Consider the following 11,482-nt stretch of genomic DNA (forward strand, 5'->3'; position numbering starts at 1 on the left):
CGTCTTGCTCATGGTGTCTCCGGTTCGGAGCGACAGTGTCGCTCATGAGTCGGTTACACAAAAATTCGTACACCCTCAGGGCTGGGATGCCGACTACAGCGACGCCAACGAAGTCTATATGCGCCGTGATGACAACGGCGATCCGTTGACCAACCAGAAGCGCTGGGAGCGGGACATCGAGGCCAAGTACGTTGTGCAGTCTGGGTCGTTGAAGGACATGTCCTTTCGCATTCGACAAGCCACGACTCGCGCCACCGACTTCGAGTCGGATTTGGATGAGTTCCGCCTGATTGTCGAGTACCCGCTGGAAGTTCTCTAACCCTGGCAAGCGAGCGGGTTGATTGCCCGCTCGCTCCTTGGTCCTGCTGTCCCCTCGTAGTGCTCCTTTGGTTTGGAGACAGCCCTTGGCGCCCTAGGGCGCCTTTTTTACTTAGGTTAAAGGACGTATGAAAATGAGTCGGCCACTACACACAAGCGGCCGTGCTGGCAGGCAGTACTACTGGGCGGGATATTCTGCAACGACCTGATCAGAACCCGTCTTGGTCAAGCCAATGACCTGGTAGGCATGCTGTACGCCATCGACTTCCATGCCGGGGGAGCCCGCCGGCATCCCGGGAACAGCGATGCCCAGCAGATCATCGCGCTTGGTGAGTTCGATGACCTGAGCCGCCGGCACATGACCTTCGACGAACTTGCCGTCAATCACCGCGGTGTGGCAAGACGCTAACCGTGGCGCGACGCCCAGTCTTTGCTTCACTGCTGTCATGTTGCTTTCAACATGGTCGACGACTTTGAAGCCATTCGCTTCGAGGTGTGAAATCCACTTCTTGCAACATCCGCAATTGGCATCACGATGGACATCAATCGTCAGGGCATCAGCTGCTTGAACTGCAGATGTGACGGAGAGAGCGGCCAGCAAGGCCAGATATTTAGCTTTCATGCACGTGCTCTTTGCCATCGGCGTGGGTGTGGGTCTTGGGCGAGGCGTTCGGAGCCTGCTCGGCGTGATGATCACCTCCGTTGGACGACGCCTCATCCCCAGCATGGTGGTCATCGCCACTCATATCCGAATGGTGACCTGCCTTAGGTGCGGAGCCACCCTCGCTATCCGTAGCCGCGGCATCGTGATGACCAGGCTCTCCAGCATCACCTGATCCATGATGGTCATCGCCACCGCCACTATTGTCATGATGGCCAGGCTTGTTGTCGCCGTGCTGTCCTTCATGGTTATGCATCTGCGTTTCCCCACCACCGTGCTGATGGCCGCCACTGGATGCGACGAGTGTTTGGTATTGCTTGGCATCCATCGTCGGCAGTTGGTTGAGGAAGGCAACCATGCCCCAGATGTACTCGTCTCCCATGCTCTTGCCCCACGCAGGCATACCCGTTGCCTTGATGCCATGCTTGATCACCCAGAACGCTGCTGACGGATTGCCATCGACACCGATCTTGGCGAGGTTGGGGGGCGCAGGATAAAGCGATTGGCTTAGCTCGGTCTCCGCCACACCTGGCGCCAAATGACAGCCGATACACATGGAGTTGTAGTTGCCCGCACCGGCGCGAATAAGAGCTTGATCATCCAGGTTGGGAACCTCGATGTCCCGCGAACGGACTTCGATAGAGCGGTCACGGGCCATCGTGAGAAACGCATGCACTGCAGGAAAATGGGGATCGTCGGCCCCCACGTTGACCACGCCAAAGTAGGCGCCGGCCAGGACAGCTGTGCTACCGACCACGCCGGCCGCCACCAAAGTTTTAATTGTTCTTTTCATGTCAGGTTCTCAAAACCACATCCGGATACCGGCGACAAAACGCGCCTCGTCTACATCACCGCCCTCGTCGCGCACCATGTCTGCCGTGTTGCCATAGGAGCGGCTCCAGGAAACCCCGATATAGGGGGCAAACTGCCTGACAATCTCGTAACGCAGACGCAAGCCGAGCTCGGTATTTGCCAACCCAGACCCCACACCTCGCTCAGGATCGTTCTTGCCGTAGAAGTTCATTTCGGCAGTTGGCTGGAGAATCAGCCGGTTGGTCAGCAGAATGTCGTACTCGCCCTCCAGTCGGGCAGCAGTTTGGCCATTCTCGCCGACGAAGGCCGTGGCTTCGGCCTCAAAGGCGTAAAGCGCCATGCCCTGGATACCGAAGGCGGCCCAAGTCTGCGGCGACTCCGGTTTGAAGTCCTGGCGAACGCCCGCGACGACATCCCACCAAGGGCCGATCGAGCGGCCGTACAGCAGCTGTAATTCAGCATCCTCGGTCACGCCGTTGGTACGCTCGCCTTCGGAGCGGAACCAGACCCGGTTGATATCACCGCCTACCCAGCCCGACGCATCCCAGGCCAGGGTGCTGCCCTCATCTGCGTCCTGGTATACGAGCTGATCGAGCAGGAAAAAACTGTTGATGGCGCTGTCGTGAACCTTGTGGCTAGGTAATGGCGGGAAAGCCGCTTGGCGATCAGCATCCGTCAGAACGGGAATCGGCGTACGGCTGGTGGTTCTCGGGGCTTCAGCGGAGCCATGGTTCATCTTTGAATGATCCATGCCCTCCATCTGTCCTTGCATGGCGCCATGCCCCATCTTGCTGTGATCCATAGCCTGGGCCTTCTCTTGGCTCTGGCCGTGGCCCATCTGGCTATGATCCATGCTGCCCGAAGCACCCTGCATGGCGCCGTGATCCATCTTGCTGTGGTCCATGGCTGGAGCCTTTTCTTGGCTCTGGCTCTGGCTGTGGCCCATCTGGCTATGATCCATGCTGCCCGAAGCACCCTGCATGGCACCATGGTCCATCTTGCTGTGATCCATGCCCTCCATCGGCGCTTTGGTAGCGCCGTGGCTCATCTGGCTATGGTCCATCGACATGGTGCCGTGCCCCATTGCCGAATGATCCATTTCTTCCGCAGCCAAAGTAACGCCGCCGCTGAACGCACTCAGCGACACAGCCAGCGCCAAGAGAGATGGACGTGAAAACCTAGTGGTCATGGTTCGAACCTGCTTCGGCTTCGGTGCCGCCATGCTTATCCATCATGTTTTCGTGATTCATGCCGTCATGCTTCATGTCTCCGTGATCCATGGCGCCATGATCCATATGCTGGCCAGCCGCCTTATCCTTCGACTGATCTGCGTGATTGCCACTGGCGGTCTTGGGCACAGCCGACTCGGCAGCATGTTGTTCGTGCTCACTGTGCCCCTCACCTGCCAACGAAACCGGTGCGTGCAGGGCAGCCAATAGGCTGAACATGACTGCGCTGCCAGCCAGGGCATTTCGCTTCATAAAAGTGCTCATCAGAAATCTCCTTTACTCATCCACACGAACTTCACGGAACATGCCCATTTCCATGTGGAGCAACAGGTGGCAGTGATAGGCCCAACGACCCAACGCATCGGCAGTCACTCGATAGCTGCGCTTGGAACCTGGCGGCATGTCGATGGTGTGTTTACGCACCAGGAAATTGCCGTTCGCATCCTCCAGGTCGCTCCACATGCCATGAAGATGGATCGGATGAGTCATCATGGTGTCGTTGACCAGCGTGATGCGAACACGCTCGCCGTACTTGAGGCGCAGAGGCTCGGCGTCAGAGAACTTGATGCCATCGAAGGACCAGGAGAATTTCTCCATGTGCCCGGTAAGGTGCAGCTCGATGGTGCGACTTGGTTCGCGACCATCCGGGTCGAGGAAGGTGCTGCGCAGGTCAGAGTACGTGAGGACGCGTCGGCCGTTGTCTCGCAAACCAATACCTGGGTCGTCCAACTTATGCGTTGGTGTCATGGTTTGCATATCGACCAGCGGGTTGTTGGTCTCTGAGGCTGGGTGTGCCTGCATGGCACCTGCCATGCCTGCCATGCCTGCCATGCCTGCCATGCCCGAATGATCCATTCCAGCCATCTGGCTGTGATCCATGCCGGCCATGCCACCCTGCATGCTCCCATGATCCATGCCCGCCATACTGCCGTGGTCCATTCCGGCCATGTTCCCGTGATCCATACCGCCCATGCTGCCGTGATCCATACCCATGTCGCCCATGGCAATCAGCGGACGCGGGTCGGGGCTGGGTACTGGTGCACTCAACCCCTCCTGTACAGCAAGGGTGCCGCGCGCATAGCCAGTGCGGTCCATGGATTGGGCAAACACGGTATAGGCCTGTTCGCTGTCTGGTTCGATGATCACGTCGTAGGTCTCGGCCACGGCGATACGGAACTCGTCGACGCTGACCGGTTTGACGTGCAGACCATCGGCCGCAACCACAGTCATCTTCAGTCCGGGGATGCGCACATCGAAATAGGTCATAGCCGAGGCATTAATGAACCGCAGGCGGATCTTTTCGCCTGGTTTGAATATGCCGGTCCAGTTGCCATCAGGTGCCTGGCCATTCATCAGGTAGGTGTAGGTGTAGCCACTGACGTCAGCGAGATCCGTCGGGCTCATCTTCATCTCGGCCCACATCTTGCGATCGGCTACCGCAGCGGACCACCCCATCTCGCTCACGTCATCGATGAAGTCGCCCACGGTTCGCTTGTGCTGGTTGTAGTAGTCCGATTGCTTCTTCAGCTTGGCCAGAACCCGAGATGGGTTTTCATCGGTCCAGTCGCTCAGCAGCACGACGTAGTCGCGGTCGTAACTGAAGGGTTCGGGCTCTTTGGCATCGATGACCAGCGCGCCGTATACCCCAACTTGCTCCTGGAGCCCCGAGTGGCTGTGATACCAGTAGGTACCATTCTGATTGACCTTGAACTTGTACTCATACATGCCATCAGGCGCGATTCCATGGAAGCTCAGGCCCGGAACGCCATCCATGTTCGCCGGCAGGATAATGCCGTGCCAGTGAATGGACGTGTCCTCCTTGAGGCGGTTGCGTACGCGCAACGTCACGGTCTCGCCCTCCCGCCAGCGCAGGATCGGGCCGGGCAGCGAGCCATTGATCGTCATGGCGGTACGCGCTGCGCCGGTGATGTTCACCGGGGTTTCACCGATGAATAGGTCGAATTCGTTACCAGTCAGTACGTTGGGCTGGCCGGGGCTGTTCACCGCCCAGACCGGCGTGCGCCACAGGCCAAGTCCGCCGATAATACCGGTGGCTGCCAGGCCTTTGACGAAGGTGCGCCTTGTGGTTTTGCTTTGCATGCCGTTTTGTCCAATCCGTCAAATGAGCCGGTGATGGTGTGCCCGGTCTCGGGTTCATGGCTGCTTCAATGTCGGGGATTTACCCCTCAACTTTCCACGTCGGTGCATTGCACAAGCCTTACCGACGATGAGCAGTATGAAACTGCCATATCCCAACCATCCGGGTGATTACATTTCTGTAAGGTAGATGACTTCAGCAGTTGGTGTGCTCTGCTTGCTCGGTTGGACTGCTGGCTACAGGAGCCTCAACTTTCTGCTGCTGGGCCACCCGGTAGGCCTCCAGAGACGTCTGGCGTGCCTGCTCCATGCGCGCGAAGGTTCGGTCAGCACCACCTTCAGCCATTGCCAAGCTGGAGATGCTCAGAGCAGTAACTACAAGCAGAGCTTTGATCGATTTCATTTTGGGTATTCCTCGTAAGTTAAGTGGTCCCTGCAACTGCAGAGGCCGAGCTTTAGGCTCGATGTCACGTTAACTAAGAGGGCCTGTCAGCAACCTGAGCCGAACATTACAGTTCTGTCAGGTTGCTATTTCTTTCGGGTATCCGGATTAAGTGGTTGATGGGCCTTCCAGCCCCATCCAACCCTTAGTCCTTCCAGAAGGTTGATAGATCGACACCGAAGTTCTTCTCAGGCTCGGGGAGTCCCATGTTGTAGGTCATGGTGGCTCTGCCCAGAAACGGGGATTCCTTGACTTGTGGCGCCTTCTTCTTGTGCTTGGTGGTATAGAGCATCCGGGCTCGCATTACCTCGAACGAATAGCCCCGGCCATCACGGTTTTTGTCCTTGGCTAGGCGGTTTATCGACTACGTGAAAGCGTTGGTGATCGGGATGTCGGTCTCAAAGTAGGTCAGCATCTCTTCACGCCAGCCACTGACGGCGCTGACGAGATCCTTCCAAACCTCCTTCTGCCCCTGAGGGATGTTGTCAATCCAGGTGGCGAGAGCCTGTTCGGCACCACGCCGATTGGTACAGTCCCAGATATGGTAGAAGCGCTCCTTGTGCTCGTAAGCCGCCAAGAGCTGGGGGGAATGCTCCTGTCCAGGTCTCCATGATGAGCCGTTCGCGGTCTGAAACGTCGTGAGCGCGCTTCAGCAGGATTTTCCGGTCACCTTTGAGGGTCCGGCGCTGATTGGGCTTCAACTCCTTCCTTAGGCCTTTGCGGATCTTCTCTAAGGCCTCGTTGGCCATGCGCACGACGTGGAACTTATCGACCACGATACGGGCCTGTGGCAGCACCGTCTGGAAGGCGCGGCGGTAGGGCTTCCACATGTCCATGCTGACGATCTCGACCTGGTGGCGGTTGGCCATGCTCATGAGGCGTCTTGTCACCCTCTCTTGCTGACGACCGGGTAGCAGGTCCAGCAGGGTGCGCTCTTCCAGATTGGTTAGGATGCAGCAGAGCCCTTGGCAGCAGTCGTGCATCAGGAACGTACAGCTGGCTCATGAAGGCGTGCCGCCTTATCAAGGCCCAGGACGCGCCTATTCCGGAAGTCAAGCATGCGATAGCGAAGACGCTAGGCGATTCAGCGGCGGCGGCTGCCTGGTTGATGTCGTATTTCCGCCCAAATGAAGAGGGCGACACCGAGGAAGATCCATACGTCCGCTAGGTTGAACGATGGCCAGTGCCACTGGGCATAGTGAAAATCGAGAAAATCCTCTACGTAGCCTAACCGCAAGCGATCTGCGACATTGCCCAACGCGCCGCCGAGGATCGCACTGAGGGCGAGCCGATAACTCAGTACGCGTGGTGAACGCCAAAGCCAGTACACCAGTAATATCGAGATAACCAGGGCCAGTCCGATGAAAAGCGGCTGCTGCCAACCGCCGACATCCGCGAGAAAGCTGAAGGCCGCCCCCGTATTGTGGCGGTGGACCCAATTGAAGAAGGGTGCGGCAGGCACGCTTTCACCATGCGCTAGCATGGTGCTGGCAAGGTACTTGCTCGCCTGATCGACAAACAGTAACAGGAGCGAGAGCCACAGCCAGCGCATCGCCTTTCCCGGCTCGTGGGCTTTCTCTGCGAGCCGACTGCCATAAGTAGACATATCCCCTTCCTCCTGACCCAATCTAGAATTTGCTCGCTGCTAAATAACAAGCGTCATGTACCCAACCGATGATGCCGACGAATTCGACGGAGCAGGAGCAGGCCGAGTCCGAGTGCGGTCAGGCCAAGGACAGGCCAATCCCGCCAGCGCACATAAGGGGGCGCGCCAGTTCGCGGTGTCACTTCGGCGCTGAGGGTGGCCACTTCGAACTGCGGAGCACGCTTGAGCACTTTGCCCTCATGATTGATGGCTGCTGTGATACCGGTGTTCGTGGCTCGAAGAAGGTCACGTCCGGTTTCGATGGCACGCATGCGTGCCATCTGGAAATGCTGGAGGGGGCCGAGCGAGCTGCCGAACCAGGCATCGTTGCTGACATTCACCAGTAACTGCGCTTCGGGCAGAAGCTCAGTGACTTCGGCACCAAAGACCGCCTCGTAGCAGATGAGTGCCCCTACGGGCACCCCTGCTGCATTCAGGACGTGCGCTTCCCGTCCCGGTGTGAAGTCGGACATGGGCGCCCCGAGCACGTCGAGGGCCGACCCCAAAAGATCCCGAAACGGAACATATTCACCGAAGGGCACCAGGTGGCGTTTGTAGTAGAAGCCTGAGGGATCGGAGAGGCTTACCACGGCGTTGTAGGTACGGCCCTCCGCCTCGCGTACCGGGACGCCAATCATTAACGATGTGCCTGCCTGATCGGCTAACGCCTCAAGCTCAGCAAGATATGCTTTGGCCTGGTCATGCCGCATCGGGATTGCCGCTTCTGGCCAGATCACGATATCGGCTCCGAGATGCTGCGCGGTAAGCGCCTGATAGCGCTCAAGTGTGATGTCCCGGTATCTCGGGTCCCATTTCTTGTCTTGCGCGATGTTTCCTTGCAAGAGGACGACATCGATCGGGTCAGCGGCTGGCTGCGTCCATTCACGATCCAGCAGTTGCAAGCCGGCGAGGGTAGCGACTAACACGGCACCGACTACCGCAGCACGGCGCAGGCTTGGCCCCTGGACAACCCAGGCAAGCCCGCCAGCGAGAAGTGCCACCAGTAAACTCACGCCAAGCACGCCAAAGACGGGAGCGATAGTGGCAAGTGTGGTGTCGGTCTGGCTGTAGCCAATGAAGAGCCAGGGAAAGCCGGTCAAGAACCAGGTGCGCATCCATTCACTCAGCACCCATGCCGCAGGTAGCCCTAGCCAGAGTGCCATTGCATCCATCTCAGGGCGCAGGCAGCGCACGAGGTACGCGACGCCCCATGGAAAGAGGGCGAGCAGCGAGACAAAGGCCGCCGTGACTAACACCGCCACCACGGGGCCATTGCCGTACTGGCTAATGCTGATAAAGACCCAGGAGACACCCACGCCGAAGTAGCCAAGGCCAAAGAGGTAGGCCGACCACAGCGCCTGACGCCTTGAAGACTGCGCGGTCAGGACAAAAAATGTTGCCAGAGCGATCACCGCAAGCCATGCCCAGCCCACAGGGGCAAAGGCAAGCGGCATGGCGCCTCCAGCAAGTAGAGCCATCCCCCCTGTCAGAAGCGGCTTATAGCGCACGCCCGTGTATAAGCTAGAGGGTAGCGCGCACTTATCACCCAATGCTCTCTCGCCTCCGAATCCAGGATCAACCCTGTGGCTCATGCTTTCTTGCTCCGCTTAATCAAGCTGCGTCAATTCATTCGGCCGGCTGGCCAGGGTGGCAAAGTGAATGTTTCTGGACTCGACTAGGTGCGCCGTAAGCTGGGAGCTGCTTCGTATTCGGCCAGCACGACAGTGGCTGTGTTGGGGAGCAGTACGTTAGCTTTGCGATACCACCCCTTCCAAGCCCGCTGATACCAGAACGAACAGGACGAAGCCGCCTATGAAAGCCAGCGGTGAGATGTGCGTATCGTCACCGCTCTCGTGAGCCTCGGAGACCATATCTTCGATGGCAGCGACCGTGAGAAGGCCTGCCGTGAACGTCAGTGCCGCTAGCTTAAATGCCTCCGGCTGGTTCCTGAGTACGAAGTAAGCAAAGACGGCTGCCGAGAGCACAGGAATCGCGAAGGAAGCAGAGAGCAGTATCCGCTTGCTACGAGGGATTCCTTTATCTTTCATGGTGGCGATCGTCGCAAAGCCCTCAGGAACATCGGCGAGAACCTGACCCGCCGCCAGGATTATCGCGACCGACGGTGAGACCGCCGACCCCGCCCCGATCAGGAGGCCATCGCTGAACAGGTCGATGGATACGGCGATATAGATCATCCAGACACTCGTCTGACCGCCTTCTCCCTGCTGGCCTTGTCGCTTCTGGAGACTCTCAACGAGCTTCTCGATACCTACGTAAGCAATGCCGCCCAGCGCGAAAGCGAGGGCGATTACCCAGGCTGAGAGGTTCTCTAGCACGCGCGGCATGATTTCAACCGCCACCACCGCAATGACGAGGCCGGCAGCGCCGTGAAGGGCGTAATTGAGACGGCGCCCGGTAGTTCGGGAGGCCTCCGCAGCGAGCCCACCACTAAAATTGCCTAAGGCGGGCAACAGCGCCAGGCCGAGTACCAGCCAGATACTATCCATCATCTTCCTTCCTTGGTTGATTCCTAGATACGCTACCTTGCTGGCTCCGAGCCTTCGCGCTATATGCTGTCGTTCAGGCCTAGCGCGCTTGTACAGCCACTTCGATCAAGTGTCCCAGGCATCGATAGCTGCGTACCGTGCAGCCTCACCCCTTGAGCGCCAGGATGCGCCGAGCGCCGTTGAGGACGATCAGGCCCACGATGGTACCGATAATCAGGTCAGGGTAGCTGGACCCCGTCCAGGCGACCAAGGCACCGGCGGCGATGACGCCCATGTTGATCACCACATCATTGGCCGAGAATATCCAGCTTGCCTTCATATGCGCGCCGCCTTCGCGGTGCTTGGATATCAACAGCAGGCAACCGGTATTGGCGATCAACGCGACGAAGGCGATCGCCATCATCATCAGCGATTCAGGCTCACTACCGAAAACAAAGCGTCGCACCACCTCGACGAGTACGCCGATAGCCAAAATCAGTTGCAGTACCCCTGCCAGATGCGCGGCACGTACCTGCATTTTCGCACTGCGCCCTACGGCATAGAGAGCCAGGCCATAGACGGCTGCATCGGCAAACATATCCAGGGAATCAGCGATCAGGCCGGTAGACTGGGCGATCAGGCCAGCAGTCATTTCCACCACGAACATGATCGCATTGATACCGAGCAACACGCGCAGAGTGCCTGACTCCTGCGTAGCAGAGACTGCCGAGCTCTCAGCGGCCTTGATCGTCTCTGGGTCGGCAATGACGGTTTCCTGAAGAGAGGCGCCTAGCCCCAAGGTCGCCAGTTTCGCGGTAATGGGCTCAGCCTCGCCGTCATGCACGACCTCCAATCGGCGGTTCGACAAGTCGAAGGACAGCGTTCGAATCTCATCAAAGCCGTTCAGCGCCAAGCGGATCATCCGTTCTTCTGAGGGACAATCCATCTTCGGCACAGCATACACGCTGACCCATTCCCCTGACGCTTCGGAGGAGACCGGCATATCGGTATCCGCTGCAGGCGTTGCATCGCAGCTACATGGGCCACCACAGGCTTTACTCACGATACGGCTCCAGTTAACCAACATAGATTGCTAGTATTAAAAACTATATAGCTACTATAAGGTCAATGGGACAGATGATCCGTTGAGGAGTAAGCCTGATGCGCATTGGTCAGTTAGCCCAGATAGCGGGTATCGACACGCAGACGATCCGCTTCTATGAGCAGCAGGGCCTGTTGCCGCCGCCAGAACGGCAGGAGAATGGTTACCGTGTCTATACCGAGAAGCATGGCGAGTGGCTTGCCTTTATCCGCCGCTGCCGAATTCTGGACCTGTCACTGACAGAGATTCGCGAGCTACAGAGCTATCAGGACGACCCTCGCCAGCCCTGTACCGCCGTCAACGCCATGCTCGATGACCACATCTCTCATGTGCGGTCGCAGATAACTGCTCTGCAAGCGCTTGAGCAACAACTCGTTTCACTGAGGGCGAGTTGCAACGAGGGTCGGGAGATCAATGCCTGCGGCATCCTGACGGGGATCAGCGAGGAGAGCAAACAACAGCTGTATAGGGCTAGCTCAGGCCGTAAGGACTGAGCAGAGACATGCCGGACCTTGCAGTGACATTGTGAATGCATGGTGTGTTGATCGCGAAGCCTCACTGGGCAAGGTCAAGCCCGTAAGCGCTACAAAAGGATCAGCCGTTTACCACGGGCTGTTGGCGCTGATGGAAAATTGACCCACCCTGCCGATTGAAATTTGACCCAGGGCGGATTGCTGATTTTGTTACCA

Annotated in this window: 12 protein-coding genes and 1 pseudogene; 2 read left to right on the forward strand and 11 right to left on the reverse strand. The window is 58.1% G+C overall.

The window, feature by feature from the left end; genetic code table 11:
• Nucleotides 1-319: OprD family outer membrane porin (locus EGJ86_RS24160; RefSeq protein WP_256672501.1), on the forward strand; the 319-nt coding region annotated here is incomplete at its 5' end.
• Nucleotides 320-496: 177 nt separating this feature from the next.
• Here the strand turns inward: EGJ86_RS24160 and EGJ86_RS24165 are convergent.
• The 11 genes and pseudogenes from EGJ86_RS24165 to EGJ86_RS24215 all read right to left on the reverse strand — a co-directional run bounded on the left by EGJ86_RS24165 (nucleotide 497) and on the right by EGJ86_RS24215 (nucleotide 10,754).
• Nucleotides 497-940, reverse strand: a complete 444-nt coding sequence (locus EGJ86_RS24165; RefSeq protein WP_003246746.1) for a DUF411 domain-containing protein — start codon at nucleotides 938-940, stop codon at nucleotides 497-499.
• Nucleotides 930-1,772, reverse strand: a complete 843-nt coding sequence (locus EGJ86_RS24170) for a cytochrome c (protein WP_003139525.1) — start codon at nucleotides 1,770-1,772, stop codon at nucleotides 930-932. The genes EGJ86_RS24165 and EGJ86_RS24170 overlap by 11 nt, the downstream gene beginning before the upstream one ends.
• A 9-nt stretch (nucleotides 1,773-1,781) precedes the next feature.
• Nucleotides 1,782-2,981, reverse strand: coding sequence for a copper resistance protein B (locus EGJ86_RS24175; RefSeq protein ID WP_125836892.1), 1,200 nt, complete (start codon nucleotides 2,979-2,981; stop codon nucleotides 1,782-1,784).
• The gene (locus EGJ86_RS24180; RefSeq protein ID WP_009686150.1) at nucleotides 2,971-3,285 is read right to left on the reverse strand and encodes a hypothetical protein; all 315 of its coding nucleotides are present in this window, start codon (nucleotides 3,283-3,285) and stop codon (nucleotides 2,971-2,973) included. The genes EGJ86_RS24175 and EGJ86_RS24180 overlap by 11 nt, the downstream gene beginning before the upstream one ends.
• 12 nt (nucleotides 3,286-3,297) lie before the next feature.
• Nucleotides 3,298-5,121, reverse strand: a complete 1,824-nt coding sequence (locus EGJ86_RS24185) for a copper resistance system multicopper oxidase (protein ID WP_125836893.1) — start codon at nucleotides 5,119-5,121, stop codon at nucleotides 3,298-3,300.
• Nucleotides 5,122-5,314: 193 nt separating this feature from the next.
• Nucleotides 5,315-5,521, reverse strand: a complete 207-nt coding sequence (locus EGJ86_RS24190) for a co-regulatory protein PtrA N-terminal domain-containing protein (protein WP_003139535.1) — start codon at nucleotides 5,519-5,521, stop codon at nucleotides 5,315-5,317.
• A gap of 184 nt (nucleotides 5,522-5,705) precedes the next feature.
• Nucleotides 5,706-6,516: pseudogene (locus EGJ86_RS24195) on the reverse strand (ISL3 family transposase); the annotation flags it as partial.
• 128 nt (nucleotides 6,517-6,644) lie between these two features.
• Nucleotides 6,645-7,166, reverse strand: a complete 522-nt coding sequence (gene lspA / locus EGJ86_RS24200) for a signal peptidase II (RefSeq protein ID WP_008930575.1) — start codon at nucleotides 7,164-7,166, stop codon at nucleotides 6,645-6,647.
• Between the two features lie 53 nt (nucleotides 7,167-7,219).
• A complete protein-coding gene (gene lnt / locus EGJ86_RS24205) occupies nucleotides 7,220-8,659 on the reverse strand; it encodes an apolipoprotein N-acyltransferase (RefSeq protein ID WP_148100097.1) in 1,440 nt (479 codons plus the stop codon).
• A 294-nt stretch (nucleotides 8,660-8,953) separates the two neighbouring features.
• The gene (locus EGJ86_RS24210) at nucleotides 8,954-9,715 is read right to left on the reverse strand and encodes a ZIP family metal transporter (protein ID WP_009686175.1); all 762 of its coding nucleotides are present in this window, start codon (nucleotides 9,713-9,715) and stop codon (nucleotides 8,954-8,956) included.
• A gap of 142 nt (nucleotides 9,716-9,857) precedes the next feature.
• Entirely contained in the window at nucleotides 9,858-10,754 is an 897-nt protein-coding gene (locus EGJ86_RS24215) for a cation transporter (RefSeq protein ID WP_008928737.1), read from the reverse strand.
• A 98-nt stretch (nucleotides 10,755-10,852) separates the two neighbouring features.
• Between EGJ86_RS24215 and cadR the strand changes: the two genes are divergently transcribed.
• The gene (gene cadR / locus EGJ86_RS24220; protein WP_008175821.1) at nucleotides 10,853-11,287 is read left to right on the forward strand and encodes a Cd(II)/Pb(II)-responsive transcriptional regulator; all 435 of its coding nucleotides are present in this window, start codon (nucleotides 10,853-10,855) and stop codon (nucleotides 11,285-11,287) included.
• Nucleotides 11,288-11,482: the final 195 nt, after the last annotated feature.

It is taken from the genome of Pseudomonas sp. o96-267, assembly GCF_003935465.1.
GTDB classification, from domain to species: domain Bacteria; phylum Pseudomonadota; class Gammaproteobacteria; order Pseudomonadales; family Pseudomonadaceae; genus Aquipseudomonas; species Aquipseudomonas sediminis.